This window comes from Enterococcus sp. BSD2780061688st2 D3, assembly GCF_005844145.1.
GTDB classification, from domain to species: Bacteria; Bacillota; Bacilli; order Lactobacillales; family Enterococcaceae; genus Enterococcus_B; species Enterococcus_B durans.
The window spans coordinates 91,905-118,249 of sequence record NZ_SPHN01000010.1; the positions used below are offsets into that span (position 1 = coordinate 91,905).

The 26,345-nt window shown below is 38.9% G+C and carries 24 protein-coding genes and 2 pseudogenes; 22 read left to right on the forward strand and 4 right to left on the reverse strand.

Translation table 11 applies throughout. The features are described 5' to 3' along the window. Positions 1 to 228 precede the first annotated feature (228 nt). From FGQ66_RS09535 to FGQ66_RS09625, 19 genes are all read left to right on the forward strand, one after another. The gene (locus tag FGQ66_RS09535; protein ID WP_138302273.1) at positions 229 to 1,941 is read left to right on the forward strand and encodes a patatin-like phospholipase family protein; all 1,713 of its coding nucleotides are present in this window, start codon (positions 229 to 231) and stop codon (positions 1,939 to 1,941) included. Further along, positions 1,911 to 2,129: a YdbC family protein gene (locus FGQ66_RS09540; RefSeq protein ID WP_016177758.1), complete on the forward strand. Its 219-nt coding sequence runs from the start codon at positions 1,911 to 1,913 to the stop codon at positions 2,127 to 2,129. Before FGQ66_RS09535 ends, FGQ66_RS09540 begins: the two co-directional genes overlap by 31 nt. An 18-nt stretch (positions 2,130 to 2,147) precedes the next feature. Continuing rightward, positions 2,148 to 3,038: a YicC/YloC family endoribonuclease gene (locus tag FGQ66_RS09545; protein ID WP_138302274.1), complete on the forward strand. Its 891-nt coding sequence runs from the start codon at positions 2,148 to 2,150 to the stop codon at positions 3,036 to 3,038. 17 nt (positions 3,039 to 3,055) lie between these two features. Beyond that, complete coding sequence (locus FGQ66_RS09550; protein WP_005875141.1) at positions 3,056 to 3,340, forward strand: hypothetical protein; 285 nt, start codon at positions 3,056 to 3,058, stop codon at positions 3,338 to 3,340. Between the two features lie 305 nt (positions 3,341 to 3,645). Next, the gene (gmk, locus tag FGQ66_RS09555) at positions 3,646 to 4,260 is read left to right on the forward strand and encodes a guanylate kinase (protein ID WP_005875142.1); all 615 of its coding nucleotides are present in this window, start codon (positions 3,646 to 3,648) and stop codon (positions 4,258 to 4,260) included. A 4-nt stretch (positions 4,261 to 4,264) separates the two neighbouring features. Beyond that, the gene (gene rpoZ, locus FGQ66_RS09560) at positions 4,265 to 4,570 is read left to right on the forward strand and encodes a DNA-directed RNA polymerase subunit omega (protein WP_113846349.1); all 306 of its coding nucleotides are present in this window, start codon (positions 4,265 to 4,267) and stop codon (positions 4,568 to 4,570) included. 309 nt (positions 4,571 to 4,879) lie between these two features. Further along, a complete protein-coding gene (priA, locus tag FGQ66_RS09565) occupies positions 4,880 to 7,288 on the forward strand; it encodes a primosomal protein N' (RefSeq protein WP_138302275.1) in 2,409 nt (802 codons plus the stop codon). A 13-nt stretch (positions 7,289 to 7,301) separates the two neighbouring features. After that, complete coding sequence (gene def / locus FGQ66_RS09570; protein WP_005875145.1) at positions 7,302 to 7,793, forward strand: peptide deformylase; 492 nt, start codon at positions 7,302 to 7,304, stop codon at positions 7,791 to 7,793. After that, positions 7,786 to 8,727, forward strand: coding sequence for a methionyl-tRNA formyltransferase (fmt, locus tag FGQ66_RS09575; protein WP_081135031.1), 942 nt, complete (start codon positions 7,786 to 7,788; stop codon positions 8,725 to 8,727). Before def ends, fmt begins: the two co-directional genes overlap by 8 nt. Further along, on the forward strand, positions 8,727 to 10,085 hold the full coding sequence (gene rsmB / locus FGQ66_RS09580) for a 16S rRNA (cytosine(967)-C(5))-methyltransferase RsmB (RefSeq protein ID WP_113846347.1): 1,359 nt from the start codon (positions 8,727 to 8,729) through the stop codon (positions 10,083 to 10,085). The genes fmt and rsmB overlap by 1 nt, the downstream gene beginning before the upstream one ends. 12 nt (positions 10,086 to 10,097) lie before the next feature. Beyond that, positions 10,098 to 10,838 carry a Stp1/IreP family PP2C-type Ser/Thr phosphatase gene (locus FGQ66_RS09585; RefSeq protein ID WP_005875151.1) on the forward strand — a complete coding sequence of 247 codons (741 nt, stop codon included), beginning with the start codon at positions 10,098 to 10,100 and terminating at the stop codon, positions 10,836 to 10,838. Continuing rightward, positions 10,835 to 12,895: a Stk1 family PASTA domain-containing Ser/Thr kinase gene (pknB, locus tag FGQ66_RS09590; protein ID WP_081135036.1), complete on the forward strand. Its 2,061-nt coding sequence runs from the start codon at positions 10,835 to 10,837 to the stop codon at positions 12,893 to 12,895. The genes FGQ66_RS09585 and pknB overlap by 4 nt, the downstream gene beginning before the upstream one ends. Before the next feature lie 312 nt (positions 12,896 to 13,207). Beyond that, positions 13,208 to 14,098 carry a ribosome small subunit-dependent GTPase A gene (rsgA, locus tag FGQ66_RS09595; RefSeq protein WP_113846346.1) on the forward strand — a complete coding sequence of 297 codons (891 nt, stop codon included), beginning with the start codon at positions 13,208 to 13,210 and terminating at the stop codon, positions 14,096 to 14,098. Positions 14,099 to 14,110: 12 nt separating this feature from the next. Continuing rightward, on the forward strand, positions 14,111 to 14,761 hold the full coding sequence (gene rpe / locus FGQ66_RS09600) for a ribulose-phosphate 3-epimerase (RefSeq protein WP_113846345.1): 651 nt from the start codon (positions 14,111 to 14,113) through the stop codon (positions 14,759 to 14,761). Position 14,762: 1 nt separating this feature from the next. Further along, positions 14,763 to 15,398, forward strand: a complete 636-nt coding sequence (locus tag FGQ66_RS09605; protein ID WP_113846344.1) for a thiamine diphosphokinase — start codon at positions 14,763 to 14,765, stop codon at positions 15,396 to 15,398. A gap of 144 nt (positions 15,399 to 15,542) precedes the next feature. Then, a complete protein-coding gene (gene mreC, locus FGQ66_RS09610; protein WP_138302276.1) occupies positions 15,543 to 16,397 on the forward strand; it encodes a rod shape-determining protein MreC in 855 nt (284 codons plus the stop codon). A gap of 3 nt (positions 16,398 to 16,400) precedes the next feature. Then, entirely contained in the window at positions 16,401 to 16,910 is a 510-nt protein-coding gene (gene mreD / locus FGQ66_RS09615) for a rod shape-determining protein MreD (RefSeq protein ID WP_005875162.1), read from the forward strand. Positions 16,911 to 17,127: 217 nt separating this feature from the next. Then, positions 17,128 to 18,669 carry a C40 family peptidase gene (locus FGQ66_RS09620; RefSeq protein WP_053108604.1) on the forward strand — a complete coding sequence of 514 codons (1,542 nt, stop codon included), beginning with the start codon at positions 17,128 to 17,130 and terminating at the stop codon, positions 18,667 to 18,669. Between the two features lie 481 nt (positions 18,670 to 19,150). Beyond that, positions 19,151 to 19,621 (forward strand): NUDIX hydrolase, encoded by a 471-nt coding sequence (locus FGQ66_RS09625; RefSeq protein WP_138302277.1) that lies wholly within the window; start codon positions 19,151 to 19,153, stop codon positions 19,619 to 19,621. 637 nt (positions 19,622 to 20,258) lie between these two features. Here FGQ66_RS09625 and FGQ66_RS09630 read toward each other — a convergent pair. Further along, positions 20,259 to 22,061 (reverse strand): M3 family oligoendopeptidase, encoded by a 1,803-nt coding sequence (locus FGQ66_RS09630; protein ID WP_005875165.1) that lies wholly within the window; start codon positions 22,059 to 22,061, stop codon positions 20,259 to 20,261. 121 nt (positions 22,062 to 22,182) lie between these two features. On the opposite strand from FGQ66_RS09630, the gene FGQ66_RS09635 reads away from it, so the two are divergent. The 3 genes and pseudogenes from FGQ66_RS09635 to FGQ66_RS15825 form a co-directional block, all read left to right on the forward strand. After that, positions 22,183 to 22,686, forward strand: coding sequence for a VanZ family protein (locus tag FGQ66_RS09635; RefSeq protein WP_016177748.1), 504 nt, complete (start codon positions 22,183 to 22,185; stop codon positions 22,684 to 22,686). Between the two features lie 83 nt (positions 22,687 to 22,769). Beyond that, complete coding sequence (locus FGQ66_RS09640; RefSeq protein WP_138302278.1) at positions 22,770 to 23,495, forward strand: YebC/PmpR family DNA-binding transcriptional regulator; 726 nt, start codon at positions 22,770 to 22,772, stop codon at positions 23,493 to 23,495. Positions 23,496 to 23,547: 52 nt separating this feature from the next. After that, a pseudogene (locus FGQ66_RS15825) lies at positions 23,548 to 23,664 on the forward strand (DUF3788 family protein); the annotation flags it as partial. 81 nt (positions 23,665 to 23,745) lie between these two features. Here FGQ66_RS15825 and FGQ66_RS09645 read toward each other — a convergent pair. The 3 genes and pseudogenes from FGQ66_RS09645 to FGQ66_RS15420 all read right to left on the reverse strand — a co-directional run. Then, complete coding sequence (locus FGQ66_RS09645) at positions 23,746 to 24,312, reverse strand: coiled-coil domain-containing protein (RefSeq protein ID WP_230315267.1); 567 nt, start codon at positions 24,310 to 24,312, stop codon at positions 23,746 to 23,748. Positions 24,313 to 24,696: 384 nt separating this feature from the next. Beyond that, on the reverse strand, positions 24,697 to 26,097 hold the full coding sequence (locus FGQ66_RS09650; protein WP_138302280.1) for a L,D-transpeptidase family protein: 1,401 nt from the start codon (positions 26,095 to 26,097) through the stop codon (positions 24,697 to 24,699). 164 nt (positions 26,098 to 26,261) lie between these two features. Continuing rightward, a pseudogene (locus FGQ66_RS15420) lies at positions 26,262 to 26,345 on the reverse strand (DUF3788 family protein); the annotation flags it as partial.

Here is a 26,345-nt window from a genome sequence, read left to right on the forward strand (position 1 = left end):
TGTTTCTTTTATTTTAAAATTCCATTACAAAACCGCTTGTTATCTGAAAGCCATACCATTTTTTGGATTACTTAATAAATCCTTTGAAAAGCCATATATACTGATATTTTTGCAACAACTAATTCATTTTAGTATTTCTCAAAAAAATAGTATACTAAAAATAAAAAACAAATTCTCTAACTAGTTTATGTGTGCCGCTTGTTATAATTACCGGAAAAGGAGAAGAAAATGAATATTCAACGGGTGTATAGTTCAGAGAGGAAATGGCTCTCTCGATCACTGCAACGTTCGCTACAAGTAGTGCCATTTTACCCTACCCATCAAGAAAGTCGGCAAATGTTTTGGCAGAGTACAAAAAAACGACAGGCTTGGAGATATACTGTTGAAAACCAAACAGTTTATTTTGTAGTGGAGTTCACGGATACACGAATGATCATTTGCAATCTTCTAGCAGAAAAAATCCCTACTGATTGGTGTTCTTTCTTCATGCAACTGGAAAGCTGTGGACGGTACTTCTTCAAAAAGAGTTGTGAATTACGATTTGAAGAACCACTATCTTCTGAATGGCACGAGCGACTACTCTTGCACCAATATGAAATGACTGCTCACCAAACGGGTCAACACGTTTGGCAAAAAAAGCTGAATTATTGCAGTGGGTTAGTATTGGGCGGCGGCGGGGCACATGGAGCCTACCAAATTGGTGTATGGAAAGCATTGAAGGAAAAGAATCTTGCATTTGAAATCATTACCGGTACTTCGGTCGGGGCACTGAATGGTGTATTGATTTTACAAAATGATCTGGACCAAGCCATTTCATTATGGAAAAAACTGACCACGAGCCAAGTGATGGAATTTCCAAAAAGAACAGAAGAAAACGATCTTAGAAAAAGATTTATTCAAGAAACGAGACAGATGGCTAGGTCGGCAATTGTAGAGGGCGGTACCTCGATCGCACCGTTAGAAAATTTATTACGGCGAATGCTTGAACCACAGAAAATATTAGCCACATCGAAGCTTCGATTATTTACAGTAGCGACAAGATTACCTGATTTTACGGAAGTTGTCACACCAATCCAGCAATTATCTGCGGAAGAAATAGCAGATTGGATACTTGCTTCCGCTGCCTTTTATCCTGCCATGGCTTATCGGAAAATCAGTGGATCAAAATATATCGATGGCGGGTATCGAAATAATTTACCGGTAGATGTTGCCATCCAGCATGGGGCGACGGAGTGCTTTGTGGTTGATATCAATGGTCCCGGTATAACTAAAAAAATCACACCACCACCTGGTTTCGTCCAATGGGAATGTGGCTCATTATGGTCCTTAGGTGGCTTTTTGATCTTTGATAGTCAGAGGAATCAGATGAATATCCAGTTAGGTTACTTAGAAACAAAGAAAGTTTTAGGTGATTTCCAAGGAAAATGGTATACATTCTTTACCGCCAAAGAGGCAGAAGGTAGTTGGCGTAAATTTTTGAACTATTTGATGAAAGACGTGCAAATCGATCTATCCTTTTGGTCGGACCCAAAATTTTGGCGCGATTTGCGTAAGTTATATAAAGACAGGGTGGTCATTGAGACATGCGGACTGGCAATGCTCGAACTACTAGCAAAAAAAAGAGTTGTTTTACCGAATAAAGTGTATCATTTTAATGAAATGGTGGGGCGGATCTGTAAAGAAAACATACTGACAAAGGACAGCCTCCGATCCATCGGACAATTGAATGCGGAAGAGTGGCAAAAATTTCAGGTATATCAAAAAAAACAAAAGGTTGAACAAGCAAAGCAAGCCACACTTTTTCGACTGATAAGAAATAAAGAAAACGCTAAGCTGCAATCTTCACTTGACGCACAACCAATTGACACATTATTGATCTTGTATTTATATTATCTTAAGGAGGAACAACAATGGCACAAGAATTTTCCTATGAAATCATAGAAGAGATCGCTGTTTTATCAGAAAACAACAAAGGATGGCGCAAAGAATTGAATCTGGTTAGTTGGAACGGACGTCCACCAAAATTTGATCTACGCGATTGGGCACCAGACCATGAAAAGATGGGTAAGGGACTAACACTGACAAACGAAGAATTTGAAGCGCTCCAAAAAGCTATCGAAAATATGTAATGGAAGGGACCCTGTCGAATGAAAAGTATGACTGGTTTTGGCAAAGCCGTCCGTGAAACGAAGAAATACCAAATCGAAATAGAAATCAAAAGTGTAAATCAACGTTTTTTAGACATTCAGATACGTAGCCCAAAAGTATTGAATTTTATTGAAAATGATATTCGACAATTGATCAAACAATATCTAAGTCGCGGCCGAGTAGAGGTTTTTATCAACCTTTCCTATGTAGGGAAAAACCAAAAGCAGCTTTTTATTGACTGGGACTTGATTGATGAACTTGTTTCAAAACTTAAAGGCGGATTTGAGCAACGGTACGGCGATCAGGCCCATCTGGAAATCGGTCGGCTGATCGAAAGATTGGCAATGAACGAAGATTTTGTAATGGTGGAAGAAAAAACAGAAGATGACCTGAATGAACTTTCTGAGTTGGTTATTGCTACGGCAACAGAGGCGCTTGCTGAGATCGAAAAAAGTCGTCAATCGGAAGGACTGGCACTTACTAGTGTATTGCAACAAAATAGTGAAGAGTTCAAACAGACACTTGCAAATCTGACTCGCTTTTTCTCATTGTATGAACAGGAATACCAAGAAAAATATCAAAAGAAATTGGAAGAGTTTCTCGGAACAGTTGTTGATGAGCAAAGATTATTGACAGAACTAGCCATCTTATTGGAACGAGGCGATATCCATGAAGAACTCGATCGCTTAGTGATCCACATCCAAAAGCTCGATAGTTTAGTTGCGGCAACATATCCGGTTGGAAGAGAGTTAGACTTCTTGATCCAAGAAATGAATCGTGAAGTCAATACCATCGGTTCGAAATCAAATGCGATCGAAATCAAGACGCAAGTGGTTCAATTAAAGACAACACTAGAAAAAATACGTGAGCAGATCCAAAACATCGAATAGTAAAGGGGAATACAAAAATGAAATATTACGACATTACATTCCACGAATTAAGTGGGAAAACGATTATCAAGAGAAACATCCCATCCGAAAAGGAAGGTTTTGCTGCTTGGGAAGATGCCTGCAGTAAAGTAACCGAAAATGAATTACAACTTTTAGTGAATGACGGTACTTATGTGACGATGAATCGGAAATTTATCGTTCGGATCGATGCGGAAGAAGTCTCAGATCCAACGGAAAAAGCACTGTCCAGAAAAGATGAGATCATGGGCGTAGTGAATACACTATCGAACATGGGATTCTAGAAATACGAGATCATTTAATAATTGAGAGATGGAGACAAAAGTGTTTCTTATTTTTGTCTCACTCTCGTTTTTTTTATTCTTCTTTCTATGGAAAAATAGAGAAAAGAAGGCACGAATGATAATTGAAAGATAGAAAATAAGGTTAAAAGCACCTGAAAGATCCAGTGAATCATGAAGTAGTCCATTAGCGGTTTCTCATGCAAACGGTGCTTTTTTTTGCTATAATGAAAGATACCCTTGAAAGTTGTAGAAAAAAAGTGCAAAATAAACGTTAGTATAAAAAGACTAGTTGAAAGGACGTCGTCATGGCAGAGCGTGGATTATTAATCGTATTGTCTGGACCATCTGGTGTAGGAAAAGGCACAGTGCGAAAAGCAATTTTTGAGAGTGAGGATAATGATTTCCAATATTCGATTTCAATGACTACACGTAAGATGCGTGCAGGAGAAGTTGAAGGAGTCGATTATTACTTTAGAACCAGAGAAGAATTTGAAGCAATGATCGAAGCAGGCGAAATGTTAGAGTATGCGGAATATGTGGGAAATTATTATGGAACACCACTGTCTTATGTGAATCAAACATTGGATGAGGGAAAAGATGTATTCTTAGAAATCGAAGTCCAAGGTGCCCAACAGGTCAAAGATAAAGTACCTGATGGTGTCTTTATTTTCTTAACACCGCCCGATTTAGCAGAATTGAAATCGCGAATCGTAGGTCGTGGAACAGATGCGGATGAAGTAATCGAAGAACGAATGAAAGTCGCAAGAGCAGAAATCGAAATGATGGCTCTTTATGACTACGCTGTGGTAAATGATGAAGTGCCCCTCGCAGTAGAACGAATCAAAGATATTATTGCAAGCGAACACTTTCGCGTCGAACGTGTTATCGGTAAATATAGAAAAATGTTAAAGGAGATGTAGTCTTATGATGTTAAAACCTTCAATCGACTCATTATTAGATCGTGTCAATTCAAAATATTCTCTAGTTATTTTGGCAAGCAAACGTGCACACGAATTAGATGCTCAAGCACAACCAACAATGGATTCTTTTGAATCTGTAAAAAGTGTGGGTCAAGCACTAGAAGAAATCGAAGCAGGAAATGTGATCAATGATCCACATCCTGAATTAAAACGTGAACGTTTAAGAATGGAAGACGAAGAACGCAAAGCACAAAAAGATCGTGAACAACAAGAATTAGAATCACGTATCCGTGAAGAACAAAATCTATAAAAGCTAGTTTTTTTTAGAAATAAATAATAACTAGCGAAAGCAGTTCGAACAACCAATTGCATAAGCCGAAATTTCCGAAATTTGATTCTCAAATTTTTGTGGAATTTCGGCTTATTTTTCTCATACCCTGAGTCAAAATCTAGCAAAAAAGGTGGAAATCTAGCATTTATTCGCTTTTCGTTTATACTACTGCCGTTAATTTTTTTTTAGGATTTGCTAGAAAGTAAGACAAACACAGAAATCTCTAGTAAAATAAGCAAGAGCCATTTTGTCTATTTTAGACAAAATCAAAAAAGGAGGAAGGAACCTATGACAGTAACTGCTGAAGTTATCGTTGATGTACCAACGATGCAAACCGATCAACCATTCACTTATCAGGTTCCTTCTGAACTTGAAGAAGCTATCCAAATCGGTATGCGCGTGGAAGTGCCCTTTGGTAATGGGAACCGTCATGTCCAAGGTTTTGTGATGACGGTAAAAAAAATGGATAGGACCAACACGCAAGAATTAAAAAAAATCATCCAGATCCTAGACTTAGCGCCGGTTGTGAATGAAGAATTACTCCTACTCGCGGATTACATGAAGACAATTACGTATGCATTCAAGATCACTTGTTTGCAAACGATGCTTCCAAGTGTCATGAAAGCGGAGTATGAAAAGCAAATTTATCCGCTGGTCGCACAAAAAGACGTCTTGGATCTTTTTAATGGGCGAGAAGAGATTTCTTGGAAAGAAGCAACTGAACAAGGTATCTTGTCGCAATTGATCCGCTGGCGTCAAGAAAAACTAGTGGATATCAACTATGAAGTCCACACAAAAAACAAAGTGAAAACGATCCGAATGGTCCACTCTGATTTAACGAATGAACAAATCGACAGCGAATGGGGAAAATTGAGACAAAATGCGAAGAAACAAAAAGAATTGTTGCTTTGCTTGGCGGAACAAACACAACCAGAAACGGTTTCTTATTTCAAAGAAAGAGGGATCAGCACAGCTGTTTTGAACCAAGGAAACGAAAAGGGCTGGTTGCACTTTGAAGAAGTGGAGAGCTACCGCGATCCTTACAAACATCGTACCTTTGATCAGACAACTGCTTTAAAACTGAATGAGGAACAACAATATGCGGTGGATCGGATCATTGACGCAGGCAAAAGCACGAGTAGCCCGACTTTTCTGTTAGAAGGCATTACTGGGAGTGGTAAAACAGAAGTGTACTTGCAGGCAATCGCTGAAGTCTTGTCTCAAAAGAAAACCGCAATCATGCTTGTGCCTGAGATCGCATTGACCCCACAGATGGTCGAACGCTTCAAGGGACGGTTTGGTGAATCTGTTGCTGTTTTGCATAGCGGGCTTTCTCAAGGAGAGAAGTATGATGAATGGCGTAAGATTGAACGAAATGAAGCACAAGTCGTAGTAGGTGCCCGTTCGGCTATATTTGCTCCGTTAGAAAATATTGGATTGATCATTATCGATGAAGAACATGAATCCAGTTATAAGCAAGATGAGACTCCACGTTACCATGCGAGAGATCTAGCAATCTGGAGAGGAAATTACCATCATTGCCCAGTTGTGCTAGGAAGTGCAACGCCTTCTCTAGAGTCACGTGCTCGTGCACAAAAAGGGGTATATGAATTGTTGCGGTTGAATCAACGCGCAAAATCATCTGCGCAATTACCATCGATCGAAATCGTCGATATGCGAAAAGAGATGCAAAAAAATCATGTATCGACATTCTCTAGTCAATTACAAGAAAAAATACAAGATCGATTGGCTAAAAAAGAACAAACGGTGTTATTACTGAACCGTCGCGGTTACTCCTCCTTTGTGATGTGCCGTGATTGTGGGTTTGTCTTACCTTGTCCCAACTGTGATATCTCATTGACTTTGCATATGGACACTCATTCGATGCGTTGCCATTATTGTGGCCATGAAGAACCGATTCCGCACCGTTGTCCAAATTGTGGTGGCAATAAGATCCGTTACTATGGAACAGGAACGCAGAAAGTAGAAGAAGAGCTACAAGAACTTTATCCTCACGCCCGTATTTTGCGAATGGATGTAGATACAACAAGGAAAAAAGGAGCACACGAACGAATTCTGCAAAAATTTGGACAGAAGGAAGCAGACATTTTGTTGGGAACGCAGATGATTGCGAAAGGATTAGACTTTCCAGATGTGACGTTAGTAGGTGTACTCAATGCCGACACTTCGCTCAATCTTCCAGATTTCCGTTCAAGTGAACACACTTTTCAGTTGTTGACACAGGTTTCTGGTCGAGCAGGTCGGGCAGAAAAAGCGGGTGAAGTGATTATCCAAACGTTCAATCCGCAACATTATGCCATCGAGTTAGCAAAAGAACAAAATTATGAACGATTTTATCAGCAAGAAATGAATGTGCGGCACCGCAGCGGGTATCCACCTTATTACTTTACGGTGAAGATCACGACGAGCCACCAAGAAGAGCAAGTGGCAGCAAAAAAAATATTTGAGATCTTCAACCAGTTGAAACAGACATTAGGCCCGAAAAGTTTATTACTAGGCCCAGTACCAAGCACGGTTTCCCGTGTGAAAAACCGCTATTACTATCAATTGATCATTAAGTACAAACACGAACCTAATTTGGAAAATGTGTTAAATCAAATTTTGAATCAAAGCCAAAAAGAACAACGTCAAGGATTATTTGTTGCAATCGATAATGAACCACTACATTTTATTTAAGAGAGGTACAGACATGCGCTATCCTATATTGATCCACCCCAACGATAAATTGAAACGAGTAGCTCAGCCAATCGATGTCATCACAGATGAAACGGTTGCACTATTAGATAATCTTTATGAAACGATGGTCGCCAATGATGGTATCGGTATTGCCGCACCCCAAGTAGGAAAAAACAAACGCATTGCGGTTGTTGAAGTCGATGAAGGAGATAAGTTTGAGCTGATCAACCCAGAAATCATCGAAGCAAAAGGTGAAAGTATCGATGTGGAAGGCTGTTTAAGCATTCCACATGTATACGGAACAGTCAAACGTGCTGATGAAGTGACTGTACGCTATTATGATCGTGAAGGCGAAGAAATCGAAGTGACTGCTTTTGGTTACTTAGCACGCGCTTTTCAGCATGAGATCGATCATTTAGATGGTGTACTGTTTGTAGAGAAAATGATCGAACAAATACCAGAAGCAGAATTAGAAGACTATATGGAGGAGCATCTGAATGACTAAACTAGTATTTATGGGTACCCCTGCTTTTTCAGTACCGATCCTTGAAGGATTATTAGCAGAGGGATATGAAGTGGTAGCGGTAGTGACCCAACCAGACAGACCAGTGGGGCGAAAAAAAATAATCACGCCTTCCCCGGTCAAAGAAGCAGCTGTGAAACATGGACTACCTGTTCTTCAACCAGAAAAAATCTCCGGCTCAGCGGAAATGGAAGAAATCATTGCTTTGCGACCAGATGCCATCATTACTGCTGCATTTGGCCAATTCTTACCAGAAAAATTATTGCAAGCACCTATATTTGGCGCTATCAATGTCCATGCCTCATTATTGCCTAAATATCGAGGAGGAGCACCTGTACATTACTCGATTATAAATGGGGAGAAAGAAACAGGTGTCACGATCATGGAAATGATCAAAAAAATGGATGCTGGCGGCATCTATGCCCAAGAAAGTTTGCCAATCACAAAACAAGATGATGTCGGCACGATGTTTGAAAAACTTAGTGTTTTAGGGAAAACATTATTGTTAAAAACGTTGCCTGATATTTTAAACGGCACAATAAAGCCGCAGCCTCAAGATGAAGCGAATGTAACTTTTTCACCAAACATTACGCGCGAACAAGAAGCCATTGACTGGAATAAAACAGCGGAAGAAGTGGATAATCAAGTACGAGGCATGCGTCCTTGGCCAGTTGCATTCACGACCTATGAAGGTACACGTTGGAAGCTTTTATCTGTGGAAGTGCTTGATGAGACAACAACTGAAGCACCTGGAACGATCATCCAAAAAGACAAAAAAAATCTTTGGATCGCTTGTGGTGGAGGAACAGTTTTGGCTATCAAGGAGTTACAGCCAGCAGGTAAAGGAAAACAAGCAATTGCTGAATTCTTGAATGGTAGCGGACAGCATGTAGAGATTGGACAGCAGGTGAAATAATGGCAAAGATACCTAAAAAAATGAAAAAATCAGTACGTTACATGGCGCTGATAACACTTGAAAGAGTCAATAAAGGCGGCGCTTATTCCAACTTGTTGCTGAATGAAATGATCAAACAGAGCGACTTGAACTCGAAAGATATCGGCCTTTTTACAGAGCTGGTCTATGGGACTATCAGCCGCCAACGTTTATTAGAATTTTATGTTGCACCTTTTATTGCCAAAGCAAAGAAAGTGGATGACTGGGTCAAGACGTTGCTTTATTTATCTGTCTATCAATTGGAATTTTTAGATAAAGTACCTGCCCACGCCATTTTTAATGAGGCAGTAGAAATCGCTAAGACGAAAGGCAATCCTGGTACGGGAAAATTCGTCAATGGAGTCTTACGAAGCTACCAACGACAAGGAAAACCAGATGTTGAAGCAATTAAAGACCCCGTTGAGCGTTTAGCGACAATGATCAGTTTGCCACTATGGCTGACGAAACGATTGATTGAACAAGTGGGTTATGAGGAAACAGAAAAATTGGGGTATTCTTTGTACCAGCCTAGTCATGCGAGTGGCCGTGTGGATACGAGAAGATATGCAAGGGATCAAGCTATCTTGACGTTACAAGCAGAAGATATCTCTGCTACAGCAAGTATAGTCAGCCCTTACGGAGTAGTCGCTGAAAAAGGGCATCTAGCATCTAGCTCGCTGTTTCACGATGGCGTCATGACGATCCAAGATGAGAGCTCTATGTTGGTTGCTCCAGCAATGCAAATCGAGCCCGAACATCATGTTTTAGATGCCTGTGCAGCACCTGGCGGGAAAACAACGCATATTGCTACCTTTTTAGATCCGACTTGTGGCGGAGAAGTGACTGCTCTTGATGTCCACGAACATAAAGTAAAATTGATTGAGGAAAATGCTGAACGCTTAGGAGTATCATCTGCGGTGTATGCACAGACAATGGATGCGAGAGAAGTTAAAGAGCAGTTTTCTTCACAAGAATTTGATCGTATCTTAGTAGATGCTCCTTGTTCAGGCCTTGGTTTACTTAGAAGGAAACCCGATATCCGCTACAAAAAAAATGCCAAAGATCTAGCCAATCTTCCGAAAATCCAATTAGAGATTTTGGAAAGTTGTGCAACTGTGTTAAAATCTTCTGGAATATTGACATATAGTACATGCACCATCTTGAAAGAAGAAAACCAAGAAGTAATTGCCGCTTTTCTAGAACGGCATCCAGATTTTGAAAAGATTGATGTTTTAATTGATCCTGTGCTACAATCATCAGTCGAAGATAAAATGTTGACCTTATATCCACATCAATTCTATACAGATGGGTTTTTCATTTGTTGTTTGCGTAAAAAGTAATGAGGTGAAAGAATGCAGATTGAATATCAATCAGATGTAGGAAGACGACGTAATACGAATCAAGACTATGCTAGTGTGTTCACGAATCAAGAAGGAATCAAACTAGCGATATTAGCTGACGGAATGGGCGGCCATCGTGCGGGAGATATTGCCAGTCAGATGGCTGTGCTGAACTTAGGAAATGCTTGGGAAGAACAAGACTTAACGGACGACGAAAAAATCGCTCAGTGGTTCATCCAAGCAATCCAAGAAGAAAATGCACTTATTTATCAAAGAGGACAAGAACAACCTGAGTACAATGGAATGGGAACCACTATAGTGGCTGCAGCTTTATCTGAAGAACGATTTACGATTGCACATGTTGGCGATAGCCGTGCGTATCTCATTCGTGATGGCAAGATCATTCAGCTGACAGAAGACCACTCTTTGGTGAATGAACTCGTAAAATCTGGGGAAATCAGTGAAGAAATGGCTGTCAATCACCCTCGAAAAAATATTTTGACTCGCTCGGTTGGTATGCCGGGAACGGTAGAAGTTGATGTTTCGACATATATTTGGCAATTGAAAGATCGTCTTTTATTGTGTTCAGATGGTTTGACCAATATGTTGTCGGAAGAAATGATCGAGACGATCGTTAATCAAGAAGGAACATTGTCTGATAAAGTGACGGAACTTATCAATCAAGCAAATGAAGCAGGCGGAGCAGATAATATCACCGTTCTTCTAATCGAATTTAAGGAGGACGCAGCATGATCGAACTAGGTAAAAAGCTGAACGGTCGATATCAAATCACTGGAAATATCGGTAGCGGAGGCATGGCAAATGTCTTTTTAGCTCATGATTTGATCTTGGACCGTGATGTAGCAGTAAAAGTATTACGATTCGATTTTCAAAATGACCAAACAGCTATTCGTCGCTTTCAGCGTGAAGCACTAGCTGCGACTGAGTTGGTCCATCCGAATATCGTCAGCGTCTATGATGTAGGCGAAGAGGACGATATGCAGTATTTGGTGATGGAATATGTGAAAGGAATGGATCTAAAAAGATATATCCAGACACATTATCCTGTTCCATATGAAACAGTAGTCAACATCATGCAGCAGATTTTATCAGCGATTTCTTTAGCACACAGTCATCAAATCATCCATCGAGATCTAAAGCCACAAAATGTATTGATCGATAATGAAGGTGTAGTGAAGATCACCGACTTTGGGATTGCGATTGCTTTATCTGAAACATCAATCACGCAAACGAATACGATGCTTGGATCGGTTCATTATTTATCTCCTGAACAGGCGAGAGGAAGCATGGCCACTAAGCAGTCAGATATTTACGCGTTAGGGATCATTCTTTATGAATTACTGACAGGTAGCGTTCCATTTGATGGTGAGTCCGCGGTAACGATCGCGTTGAAACATTTTCAAGATGAATTGCCATCGATCAAAGCTTTAGATCCTGCAATACCGCAAGCTTTAGAAAATGTGGTGTTGAAGGCGACGGCTAAAGAACCAGCAGATCGCTATAAGACAGCAGAAGAAATGTCAGATGATCTTGCGACAGCATTATCACCGGCACGTGCAAATGAACCAAAATGGCAACCACAAGTCATGGATAACGAAACGAAAATACTCACACCATTGACAGAAGATACACCAATGCCAGAATCATTCAAATCCATGCCGCTACCAAAAGAAAAAACAGAGGAGCAACCTTCCGTTCCAGAAGATGAAGCTCTTCCAGATGTAAAAACAAAAAAACGAAAAAAATGGTGGATCATTCTACTTGTGATTTTAGCTTTACTAGGGATCGGTACAAGTATTTTCTTTGCTTCAGGCGGACGAGGGGAAGTTGTCATTCCTGACGTCTCTGGATTATCGGAAGCTTCCGCAAGAGAAACATTGACGAAAGCCAAATTAGTAGCAGCTACCAAGACAGAAGAGATCGCTGATGACAAGATCGAAGAAGGCGATATAGTCAAAACAGATCCTGCAGCAGGAACAACGGTCAAACAAAACCGAGAAGTAACTCTTTACGTAAGTAGCGGGAAGAAAAAAATCAAATTAGATGATTATACCGGTATGAGCTACGATGAGGCAAAAGAAAAGCTGACAAAACTTGGTTTTTCTTCTAGTTCGATTGAAAAAGAAGAAGAATTCAGCGATGAAGTCGATAGTGGAGAGATTATTTCTCAAACGCCAGATAAAGGCTCAGAAGTAGATCCAGAATCAGATACGATTTCGTTTAAGGTAAGTAAAGGGCCAGAAACAGTGTCGCTACGCAGCTATGTAGGTGAGCCTTATGAATCTGCCTTCAATTCACTTCTTGCAACAGGTTTTATTGCTAGCAATATAGGTACTAGTTATGAGCCTAGTGATACTGTGCCAAGTGGTGCAATTATCAGTCAAACACCAGAATCGGGTGAAGTCGTACCAGGACAAACGTATATTAGTTTTAGGGTCAGTCAAGGACCTGATACAAAGACGTTGGATGATATTTCAGGCTATACGAAAAGCGATGCACAAAGCTATTTAGCAGGGATTGGTGCAGAGTATATCGGACATGAAACGTATGAATATTCTCCTACAGTGGAAAAGGACAAAGTGATCCGGACTGTTCCTGGTGTAGGGGCGAAAGTCGCTAAGGGAACAATTGTCAATGTGGTATATTCAAAAGGACCTGATCCTGCATCTTCAAGTTCTAAAGAAGAATCATCTGACAGTAGTTCAAGCAGTTCAAGTAGCTCAAGTTCAAGTAGTTCAAGTTCATCAACGGAAAATAGTACAAGCAGTAGTGAAACTAGCGATAGTTAGAGCCATCTGCAAAAGAGCGTGGGACAAAAGTAAGAAACACTTTTGTCTCATTCTTTAAAAACGTATAAACGGTGGGAGCAGAAGCAACTCCTTCGGAAATAAGCCGGAATTCACAAAAATTTGAAAAGCAATTTTCGTGAATTCCTTCCTATTTCTCGGAGTTAAACACTTCTGTCCCAACCTCAATCTAGTTTTAGAGGCTGAGACATCTCCATATCTCAGCCTCTTTCTAATTTACAGAAGTTTATCAGAGGAACCCCACATGATTTTTCTTTCCTGTGGTAAAATAAGGAAAAATGGAGGTGGCATAACATCAAAGGACAAATCAGAAAAGCAATCAGCGGATTCTACTATGTATATGCTGACGGTGAAACCTATCAAACAAGGGGAAGAGGGAATTTTCGTAATCGAAAGATCACCCCATTAGTTGGTGACCAAGTGATATTTGAAAGTGAAAACAAAACAGATGGGTATTTACTAGAAGTAATGCCTCGTAAAAATCAATTGGTGCGCCCCCCAGTAACCAATGTTGACCTAGGCATCGTTGTCACTAGTTTAGTTGAACCTAATTTTTCTTATAATTTATTGGATCGTTTTTTAGTGTTGTTAGAATATGAGTCAATTGAGCCCGTCATTTATCTGACTAAAACAGACCTGTCGCCCAATGATCCTAAAATTCCTGAAATCAAGCGAGTCTACGAAAAAATCGGGTATCCGGTGATTGTGCCAAAACACCCAAATGACACAGCTGAATTGGTGCGTTATTTCCCAGAACGGCTATCTGTTTTTATGGGACAATCTGGTGCCGGAAAATCAACATTGCTAAATCAGATTTCGCCAGAATTGAATTTGGAAACTGGTGAGATCTCTGACTCATTAGGTCGAGGAAAGCATACGACAAGGCATGTAGAACTTTTGCCTTTATATGATGGTCTCGTAGCGGATACACCAGGATTCAGTTCAATCGATTTTTTGACCATTGAAGCGACGGAACTACCGAAACAATTTCCTGAGTTTGTAGAAGCAGCGCACCATTGTCGTTTTAGAGAGTGTATGCATGCCAAAGAACCAGGGTGTGAAGTCAAGAAACGTGTAGAATCAGGCGAGATTGCGCAAACACGTTATGATGATTATTTGCAGTTCTTGCAAGAAGTAGAAAATCGTAAACCAATGTATTCAAAAAAAGAAGGTAAACGAAAATAGGAGGAAATCTTGATGAAAATAGCACCATCTATCTTAAGCGCGGACTTTGCTAATTTACAAAGGGATATCGAATTAGTTGAAAAAGGAGGAGCAGATTATATCCATGTGGATGTCATGGACGGACAATTTGTCCCTAATATCACATTTGGACCGAATATCGTCCAAGCGATTCGTCCAATCACAAAATTGCCATTAGATGTCCATTTGATGATCGTTGATCCGGAAAATTATATCCCGGCATTTGCTAAAGCAGGTGCAGATATCATCACAGTGCATGTCGAAGCCACACATCATATCCATCGTGCCTTGCAAATGACGAAGGACCTAGGTGTCAAAGCAGGAGTGGTCATCAATCCAGGAACACCTGTATCAATGATCAAACACGTTTTATCCATTGCAGACCAAGTTTTGGTTATGACGGTGAACCCAGGTTTTGGCGGACAAAGCTTTATTGAGGAAACGGTAGAGAAGATTTCGGAATTAGCCGAGTTACGCCAACAAAACGATTGGCATTATACCATTGAAGTTGATGGCGGGATCGTACCAGAAACGGCTAAGATCTGCCGAGATGCAGGTGCGGAGATTTTTGTTGCAGGTTCATATGTGTATAATTCTGAAAATCCAGTAGGACAGATCGAGCAATTAAAAGAGGCGTTGAAATAAGATGGACATCTTGTTGGTAGCAGGAGGATCACCTAAAGAGTGGCCAGCATTGAAAGAAAAATATGACCAGTATATTGGGATTGATCGAGGGGCTCTTTATCTTATCCAACATGATTTTCCTTTGGATCTTGCAATCGGTGATTTTGATTCGTTGGATCCTCAAGAAAAAGAGCATGTAAAGAAGGCGGCCGTAGAACTGATCCAAGCTCCTGCGGAAAAGGATGATACAGATACGCAATTAGGTTTGTCGAAAACGCTGATGCTTTACCCTGAGGCAACGATCACGCTGATTGGGGCAACTGGCGGTCGGATCGATCATTTGTTAGCCAATCTGTGGTTGCCTTTAGAGCCGCGTTTCAAGTCTCATGCACAACAATTGGTCATAAGCGACCGGCAAAATCATCTGACTTTTTATTTGCCAGGTGAGCACAGCATTACACAACTTCCTGAAATGAAATATCTTGCATACTGTTGTTTGACACCTGTTAAGCAGTTAGCAATCAGAAAGAGCAAGTATGAGTTGGAACCGACCGATGTTTTACAGCCGACTTCCTATGCCAGTAATGAATTCATTTCAGATACGGCTGAATTCTCCTTTTTAGAGGGAGTTGTAGCAGTTATTCAAAGTAGAGATTGAGGCTAGTTCAAGTCGCTGTGATTGGAAAAATGACAGGGTAAATTAATTGCTAAAAAAAAGCTTAAGAGAGGTGTCTTACCTTTTGTTTCGCCTCGATTAGTGATAAAATTGAGCGTAAGAGTCTAATTAATTCGAGGTGTCTTTGTGAAGAAGTTCAATCCTAATAAAAATATTATAATTACCTTAGTTATTGTTATCATTGTTGTAACGATAATAAGTGTGACCGCTGCCCAACGAGCGAATGAAGGAAAGCCTAATTTCTTCCAGTCCATCGTGAATGACAGTGTATCATTCGTTGATCGTGCAATCTCAGCGCCTGTAAGATGGGTGGAAAATGGGGTTGATTCTGTCCATAACCTGTTTACTACTTATTCTGAAAATGAGCGTCTTAAAGAAAAGATCGACAGTTATGACGAAGTAGCATTAAAAAACAAAAATTACCAAAAGGAAATCGAAGCACTGAAAAAAGAACTTGAATTGAACCAGACATTGGCTAGCTACGAAAAAGTAACAGCAAATGTCATTACACGTTCACCGGATACTTGGCAAGATATGCTGATCGTTGATAAAGGATCAAAAGATGGTATTGAAGTCGATATGGCGGTCATGTCTCAAAAAGGACTGATCGGTCGTGTGATCGAAGTGAACAATGCTTCTTCTAAAATTGAGTTGCTGACTTCATCCAATGAAAGCTCTAATCATTTTCCAGTACGTGTCTCTTCTTCTAGTGGCGAGGCGTTTGGGTTGTTGAAGAATTATGATGAAAAGACACAAGCTTTAGTAGTCACTCAGCTGACAGGCGATACAAATATCAAAGAAGGTGACGTAGTACAGACTTCTGGACTAGGCGGAAACTCACCAGCAGATCTGCCAATTGGTACAGTGGTCAAAACGAAACCGGACAGTTTTGGATTGGATCGAGAAGTATACGTTAAACCTTATGCCGGTATGTATGATATATCAGTGGTGACGATCGTACAAAGGCTAGTGGAGGAATAACCGATGCTAAAAAAAGAGACAATGAAATACTACCTGCCTATCGTATTGTTCCTATTGATGTTGATTGATGGGCATTTGACACGAATGTTCGTTGAGTGGTCAAAAGGGGATTATATGGCTAGTGCGCATTTTCTGATTTTAGCTTTATTGTTTTGCAGCCAAAAATTCCCGAAACGCTATCTACTGATCACGACGATCATCATAGGAGCCATATTTGATGCGTATTATATAGGGGTGATCGGGATCTATGCAGTTGCTCTCCCTCTAATGGTATTTATCATGTATGGAATGAGTTCGGCGATCCACTTCAATATCTTTACAGAATTTTTTAGTACGATCATCTTTGTTACCAGCTATGAATTGTTTACTTTAGCTGTCCAATTGATCTTCAAATTAGTTTCTGTAAATAACACCTATTTTATCACGAGATACTTAGGACCGACTTTATTGTTGAATATGATCATTTTTGCTATCTTTGTTTTTCCTTTTAAGAAATTATTCAGTGATGAATAATTTCTTTTTTTATACTTGTTTTTTGAAATATTCTGATATTTTTTAAGATAACACTTGTAACTTACAGTTTTGTCATGTTAATAGTTTATTTTGAAATGTTTTTGTAACATAACTATTATCTCCTTGACATACTGCTATGGTACAATTTTGTTATCGTTAAGAAAGACTTAAATATATTTAGATATTTATTAAATTAAGCCAGTCGGAGGAATGAAGAGTGAAAAAAAGTTTAATATCAGCAGTAATGCTAAGTTCAATCGCTTTAACTGCCGTAGGATCACCGATCGCTGCCGCGGCGGACGATTTTGATTCACAGATACAACAACAAGATCAAAAAATTGCGGATTTACAAAATCAACAAGCAAGTGCACAATCACAAATCGAAGCATTAGAAGGACAAGTTTCTTCTATTAACGCAAAAGCACAAGATCTATTAACTAAACAAGACACATTACGTAAAGAATCTTCTCAATTAGAAAAAGAAATTGCAGATTTACAAGAACGTATTGAAAAACGTGAAGCAACAATCCAAAAACAAGCACGTGAAACACAAGTTAAAAACACAAGTTCAAACTACATCGACGCTGTATTGAATGCTGATTCATTAGCTGATGCTGTTGGTCGTATCCAAGCGATGACATCTATCGTCAAAGCGAACCAAGACTTAGTAGACCAACAAAAACAAGATAAACAAGCTGTAGAAGATAAAAAAGCTGAAAATGAAGCAAAACAAAAAGAATTATCAGCAAACCAAGCTACTTTAGAATCACAAAAAGGTGATCTATTAGCTAAACAAGCTGATTTAAATGTATTGAAAACTTCATTAGCTGCTGAACAAGCAACTGCAGAAGATAAAAAAGCTGACTTGAACCGTAAGAAAGCAGAAGCTGAAGCAGAGCAAGCACGTATCCGTGAACAAGCTCGTTTAGCAGAACAAGCGCGTCAACAAGCTGCACAAGAAAAAGCTGAAAAAGAAGCACGTGAACAAGCCGCTGCACAAGCTGCACAATCACAAGCTGCGTCTTCTGCTTCAACAACTGAAAATTCATCAACTGTTCAATCTTCAACAACTGAAAACTCATCATCATCTGCACAATCTTCAAGCTCAAGCTCAAGTGCAGTAGTGACTCCTGGGTCTTCATCAACAACTGAAGAATCAACAGTTCCAGAATCTTCAACTTCAACAACTGAAAATTCATCAACTGAGTCTTCTACTACTGATTCATCAGTAACAGAAAGTACAACAGTTCCTGAATCTTCAACACAAGAAACAACACCAGCTACGCCAACTACACCATCAACACCGGCAACATCTAACAATGGTTCAACTGGCAATGGCGGTACACCAAACAACACAGGTACTGTTGTTACACCTCCTACAACACCTTCAACACCTTCTGGTAGTGTAAATGGTTCTGCTATCGTAGCAGAAGCTTACAAATACATCGGTGTTCCTTATGTTTGGGGCGGTAAAGATCCAAGCGGTTTTGACTGTTCTGGTTTCACAAGCTATGTTTACAAACAAGTAACTGGCCGTGACATCGGTGGTTGGACAGTTCCTCAAGAAAATGCTGGAGCTAAAATCTCAGTTTCTCAAGCAAAAGCTGGAGATTTGCTATTCTGGGGTTCACCTGGTGGAACTTACCACGTAGCAATTGCTTTAGGTGGCGGACAATATATCCACGCACCTCAACCAGGTGAAAGTGTTAAAGTTGGCTCAGTTCAATGGTTTGCACCTGATTTTGCAGTAAGTATGTAAGAATTGATAAAGAGTTAGTCTATGAAAATAGATTAACTCTTTTTTTGTTGTGGATTTTATACACCAAAAAGCGCATGAAATAAAGGTGCTGATTTATCTCATGCGCTAAGTTTAAAACAACGATAGCAATAGAAGAAATCTCTTTGAAAAGATAAGTCATACTCTTAAAGATTACAGATGTTTTTTAATAGTTGTTTCTTATCTCTAGGGAGTCACTAGTGCTAGGTTTGTTTGAAAGGGTCTTTCCTTTGCTGACTGATTTTCCTTAGAAACTGTCAAACGTTAATCTGCAGGTTGATACGTTAGGTCAGTACGCCACTACTCCAAAATGATGAAATTGACTCAAGTATAAAATTGAGATAGAATGTGGACCAATAGAAACTGTCAAAGAAAGCATACATGAAAAACTGTTTGAAATAAAAATAATTTTTTAGCCAACTGGTATGACTAGAATTATTAACATGAATTGGAGGTGTAATGTGTGGAAACTAGAGATATTTCGTATACATTAAATGGCGTTACAATCAAGGTGAGAAGTTGTGGTTTTCTGATAAATGATGAGATGATATTGGTGCATAAAAAGAAATACGACGATTTTTATGCGTTGGTTGGTGGCAATGTAAAACTAGGGGAGAGTACTGAGAAAGCGATTCATAGAGAATTTGGCGAAGAATTAAATATTTCAATAGAAATAAAACAATTGATTTGGGTAGTTGAGAACTTTTACACATACGATAGTAAGAAAGTCCACGAATTTATGTTTGTATATCTTATTGATACCAATAATGAATTACCTACTGAAACTTTTGAGATGAATTCAAACATATTCTCGTGGTTTTCAAAATCAGAATTAAGCAAAGTTACTTTAAAACCTAATTTTCTAAACCATACTGATGACTTGATTCCAAATTCTACAATGCATATCATCAACGTTGATTCAAATAATGAGTGATAGCATAAAAATGAGGGAACTTTCGGAATGATGGGGACCTTTGTTTCTTGATTCTTTGTTAGATAGTGCTATTTTGAATTAAATCATGAAGAGATCGAGACAAAAATCATTTAGGTTTGAGAAATTGGAGAGAAAAATGAGCAATACGCTTTTTGTATTGCTCGTTTTTTTTGAGATTTCCGAAAAAACTGACTTTTGGATACCGTTTACTCGGGAATCTGTAGCAAAACTGATTTTTAGATTTGTCCCGCATTCTTTTTTATAAAAAAGATATTTAGCATGCTTGTGGGACAAAAGTAAAAAACACTTTTGTCCCATGCTTTAAAAACGAATAAACGGTGGGAGCAGAAGCAACTCCTTCGGAAATAAGCCGAAATTCACAAAAATTTGAAAAGCAATTTTCGTTAATTTCTTCTTATTTCTCGGAGTTAAACACTTCTGTCCCAACCTCCATGCTAAATATCATAGACTCAATACGTTTATCTCATATTCTACGTTTAAAATAGTGATAAGATTAGCAGGGAACTCTTCGGAAAAATAAGTGGCATTCTTAAAGAGTCCGTTCGGATTTTTTTGAAAGTTCTTTCTTGTTCTTAGAGATTTGCTAGTGCTAATCTGGTTTCAAGTGATAAAGTCCTTATTTTGTAAACTCTTCTGATAGGTCCATAAATTCTTGGATATCTTCTAGGACCATATCGATTCCTGCTTGCCAGAAATCTGGTTTTGTTAGATCGACATCTAAATGTTTTTGTGCTAGTTCTTCTGTTGTCATAGAAGCAGTATCACGTAGCAAGTTGATGTACTCTTGTTCAAAACTTGTTCCCTTTTTATTTGCATAGGCATAGATACCTAAACTAAACAAGTAACCAAAAGTATAAGGGAAGTTGTAGAAAGGTACGTCATCAATGAAGAAATGTAATTTAGCTGCCCAGAAATAAGGATGATAAGTAGCTAATGCATCTTGATAACCTTCTTTTTGTGCTTCCACCATCATTTTTGTGATTTCATCTTCTGAAACTAATCCAGCTTGACGGGCAGTATAGAAGTGATTTTCAAAAATGAAGCGAGAATGGATATTCATGAACATAGCTAGGGCATTTTGCAATTTCGTATCAAGCAGATTGATTTTTTCTTCTTTTGTTTTCGCTGCTTTTAAAGTTGCGTCAGCTACGATCAATTCAGCAAATGTACTAGCTGTTTCAGCAACGTTCATTGCATAATCGCGATTCAACGTTGGTAGATCCCACATCACGCTGCTGTGGAAAGCATGGCCTAATTCATGTGCCAGTGTTGAAACTTCATTGATTGAATTACTGTAAGTCATAAAGATTCTAGATTCTTGTGTTTCAGGAAGTTCCGTACAGTATCCTCCTGGGCGCTTGCCGGGACGATCCTCTGCTTCGATCCAACTCTTTTCAAAAGCTGATTTAGCAAAAACGGCCATCTTAGGACTGAATTTTTCAAAGTTTTCAATGATGAATGCAGCTGCTTCGTCAAAAGAAAAAGTTTTTTCCTCTAGATCACCCAAAATGATTGGAGCATCTTGGTCTTGCCATTCCATTTTTTCTTTACCGAAAAGGTTCGCTTTTCTTGTTAGATAGTCCGCAAGTGGTTGTTTGTTCTTTTCAATTGTTGCCCACATCACATCAAGTGTTTCTTTTTTCAGGCGATTGTACTCCAATGGTTTTTGTAAGTAATCCGTCATATCATGAAGTTTGTAAGTCGATAAGCGGAAGCCGTCTAAATGGTTCAAAGTATCTGTTAGTAATGGTGCTTTTTCCTGCCAAGCTTCTTCCCATGCGATGAATAATTTTTCGCGGACAAGAGGATCAGGATCACCCATCATTTTGTTAAAGGCTTGTCCAGCAGATAATTGTGTTATCTTGCCATCTTCTTCAAATGGGATCACAACTGTTCCAACGATTGTATCGTAATGGCTGCTCCAAGCATTCAAGCCGTCTAATGAAAGTGTATTGATGATTGTTTCTTCAGATTCAGAAAGTAAACGATCGCCATCTCTTCTAATTTCGTTCATGCGAAAGGCAATAGGAGCAATTTCAGCTGATTGTAGCAATTCTTGCCAATTATTGTCAGATATTTCTGCAAATTTATTCGATAAAATAGTTTCAGCAGATTGCCAACGAGGTAAAAATGAGTATAATTTTGCTGATAAAATTTTTGCTTTAGAATCTTTGACGTTTGCAGACAGTAAAGCGGTGATGTAGCTATTACATTGAGAAAAACCATTTGTCACAGTCTCTTGCAATTTTAATAGTGCCACTAATCCATTGTTAGAATTTGCGGAAAAATGCCATTGGCTGGTTTGTGTGTAAAATTCTTGAATCTGTGCTTCTAGTTGTTCTAATCGTGCGTTTAGTGCCTCGGAATCGCTGCCTCCAGCAAAAATCGAGTCTAAATCCCAGTTTAGTGAATAAGTCATGAAAAAACTCCCTTCGTTTTATAATACAATCATTAGTATATCATTATTTTACTGTTTAAGTCTTTAGAAAAAAATTGTTGTTTGTAAAAAAAAGAGCTATGATAAATGACAGAGGTGACTTATGAATTCAATCAAAAAGCAAATGAAGAATGGCAACTTTTATCTAGTGATTGCACTGTTGATCGTGCTTGTCCTGTTTTATAGCTCCTCACAGACTTATGGACAGCAGTCACAAGTTTCAAGAATCGATGAATGGTTGCCAAATCAACCGTTTAAAGCTGCATGGAGTGGGATAAGCTTTACTTACGGTGGAAGTATCGTTAGCATCGATCATTTAGGCTACAGTAAATTTGTTGAGTTTTTTATTCGCAAAGGGGCACACTTTGGTACTTATTTTATTTTAGGTGGTAGCTTGTTTTTAGGTGTATATCCTAAATTGAAGTTATGGGGATTGACAGCTATTTTAGCTTGGCTTTCAGCAACCGGCTATGCAGGTCTAGATGAATTCCATCAAATGATTACTGGTGGCCGTTCGCCAATGTTCCAAGATGTGATGCTTGATTCTATGGGAGCCTTAACTGCAATTGTGATCTGTCTTGTTATTGGCTTCTTTAGGAAAAAATAAGCAAAACTTGTGGCTTAGACTTTGAATTTTCAGGGAGAAAGACTAGAATAAGAGTACATGACTAGTAAGAAGGAGGAGTCAACATGTCAGGACATAGTAAATGGCATAATATCCAAGGAAGAAAGAATGCCCAAGATGCGAAGCGAGGAAAAATATTCCAAAAAATTTCTCGAGAAATTTATATGGCAGCTAAAGCAGGTGGACCTGACCCGGCGATGAATCCAGCTTTACGTTTAGTTGTGGACAAGGCGAAAGCCGCAAACATGCCGAATGACAACGTCGATCGGGCCATTAAAAAAGCAACAACTACCGCTGATGAAGCGAATTATGATGAAGTGACATATGAAGGGTATGGGCCGGGTGGCGTAGCGATTTTAGTCCATGCTTTGACGGATAATCGAAACCGAACAGCGACAAATGTGCGAGTAGCTTTCACCCGTAATGGTGGTTCATTGGGAGAAACAGGTTCTGTGGGCTATTTATTCGATCGTAAGGGGTATCTTGCTATTGAACGCGCCGGACTGACGATTGATGAAGATGCTATGTTAGAGAAGGTCTTGGAAGTTGGTGGAGAGGATTTGCAGATCTCACCAGAAGTTTTTGAGATCTATACAGCACCTGAAGATTTTGCCAGTGTACGAGATCAACTAGAAGAAACATTTACGCTTACTCAGGCGGAACTAACAATGATCCCAAAAACTACAGTTGTTTTGACTGAAGAACAACGTCAAAAGTTAGAGAATCTAATTGAAAAATTAGAGGATGACGATGATGTATCTGAGGTGTTTACTTCTGTTGAAGGTGAATAAAAAGCGATGAACCTGTAATCATTATTTCTTTGATAGTTAGAGGATGGGATAGAAGTGTTTAACTCCGAGAAATAAGAAGAAATTAACGGAAATTGCTTTTCAAATTTTTGTGAATTTCGGCTTATTTAAGAAGGAGTTGCTTCTGCTCCCACCGTTTATTCGTTTTTAGGGAATGAGACAAAAGTGTTTCTTACTTTTGTCTCATTCTCTTTTTGTGGTTTTGCATCATGGTCATCTTTGGTAATGTCTATCAACGGCCGGATCTAGCGGGCTGAGCGTTGCGTTTTACTTGGGGGTATTTTGCAGCAATTTTACGAGCAGTTTTGACTTGGTCTACTCCACTATGTAATTCTTTTGTTTTCTTATCCAGTATGTTGCTTGCTCCAGAGATATCTTCTTTCATTTGGTTTATTTCTTTTTTTAAGGTTTTGACCACTTTTTCAAGATGTAGAATTGATTTGTCAGCTATTTTAATTTCGGTTGATAAGGCTTCAATCATAAGTTGGTTTGAATGTAAATTTTTTTCTTCTAAATGAAGTTCCTTTGTTAAAGTATTATAAGGGCCTTTAAATAATTTATGTAAAAAACTTTTTTCTCTTTTTGCTATTTTTTCTTTGATCGTTTGAATATCTTCTTTTGTAGTCGCTACTTTTTCCTGAAGTTTTTCCTTGTCGGTAATTTTTTCTTTTCTAGAATCTTGAGAACCTTCTAATTCTTTACTGATTTGATGTAGCTTATTTTCTTTTGTAGTAAGGTCATCTGAAATTTTATATACTGCGGCTTTATAGCGTTCGATATCTGGTTTTTCATTTTTCATGTAATTTTTTATAGGTTCTCCAGCGATAAGTTCCTTAAGACTTTTTAAGTTGGTTGCTTCACTTATGCCTTTCTTTCGTAAATTTGCTTCGTTTTGTTTCCTACTGTTTTTTGCTCCATCATAGTTACATCCTCCTAATAATATAGTTAAAGAGTAACATGGTTTGAATAGAGTGAAGTTCCATAAATTTCTGGCTAAAAAATTTTTTGTACCTATAACGTATCTAATAAGTAATCCACTATAAAAATGAAAAGAGGTCGACTATTTTTCATCCAAAGAAAAATAAAGTCAAAAAAAGTCACGTACACAGATTCTGTGACGTGACTTTAGGAGTTGAACTTTATTTTTTTCTATCGCCAAACTGCTAAACTAAAAGCAAGTTGTCTAGAAGATCACGACAGGGGTGCCTTTTTCTACCATGCCAAATAGTTGACTCATAACATTTGGTGGTGTGTTGATACAGCCGTGAGATCCGCGGGTTTTCCATAGTTCTCCACCATAGGCAGGTTGCCAATCGGAATCGTGGATTCCTACACCAGTCCAATCTACGGGCATCCAATAACTTACTGGACTAGCGTAAGGGGTGCCATCGTCATTCGTTCCTTTTAGTGTAGCATTTTCTTCTTTATTCCAAACATAGAAGACCCCGGTTGGCGTAGGTGTGATTGGCTTACCGGAAACGATATCAGTTTCAAGAGCAACTTTTCCATCTTTGTAGTACCACATATGTTGGTTCTGTAAATCAACTTCGATATATGTGGTATCAACTAACTTATGGTCAGCCGTCGTACTTCCTTGAACAAGTGGTGAGCGAGTGAAATCTTTCCCAGCTAAAATTGCTTTTTCAAGAGCTTCAGTTTCAGCATCGGTTGTGATCGTCCAACTATAGGTTCCAGCTGGTACAGTCACTTCACCACGTTTTGTACTTTTGAACTTCGTATCATTGGTGCTTGTGTTATATTTTGTTCCTAAATCTGTTACATATTGTCTGACTTGAGCTGTATCAAGACCGATTTTCCCATCTGTATAAGTCAACCAACTAGCGATGTCAGTAGTTGGGATCTGGAACGTGTCACCGTTGATCGTATAGGTTCCTTTGACAGCAGCGATTTTATTCATCGCATTTAGCTGATCCGCCAAACTTTGGTCTTTAGCCGTTACTTTTGGCTTTGCATGGAAATCGGCTAAATTGATTTCATTTTTTCCAGTATTCACAGCATTTTTGACTTCTTTGACAGCAGCTTCTACATCGATTGTGTCACCGTTGACTTCCGGTTTGATCGTGAACGCATCACCTGATTTTTCGATCGTCGCGTCCTGAGTAGGTTTGCGGTCTTTATTTAAGTTCGTCAATTCAGAAGTTAACTGTTCGATCGTTGCATCTAATTTTTGGTGATTTGTATCTAATGGATCGATTTCTTGATTGTCAGCAGCGGAGACATAAGTCATTCCCCAAGACCAAGCATTTTGTTTTTCCAAAAGAGGCGTCAACTCAGAAGAAAAGTCATCTTTGTAGCCGAGTTCTGATTTTGCAACTTCTTGCCAAACTTTGCCATTCTCTTCAATAGCAAGCTTTTTATTAGAATAAGAATCCTTCAATTTATCATTTGCTTCGTCAACAGTAAGATTACTTACGTTGATCGAATTGATCTCAGTATTAGGCAAAAAATGTTTTGTATAATATGTACTGCGATAGGTATAAAAGCTGATCAATACGAGGATCACACCGAGAGCAGACAATAAGCCAATGTGCGTTGATTTTTTACGATGAGAAGATCTTGTCATGGTGACAACTCCTTATTTTTTTAATTTAGGGTGTAACGAGCTAATCATAGCATATTTTACATGAAAAGACGAAGGGAAGAGATGATTTAGTGGAAATTTAATGAAGTATTGCTGTAAAAAAATAGAGCGTGGGACAAAACTAAAAATCAGTTTTGCCACAGACTCTAACTCCGAATAAACGGTGGGAGCAGAAGCAACTCCTTCGGAAATAAGCCGAAATTCACAAAAATTTGAAAAGCAATTTTCGT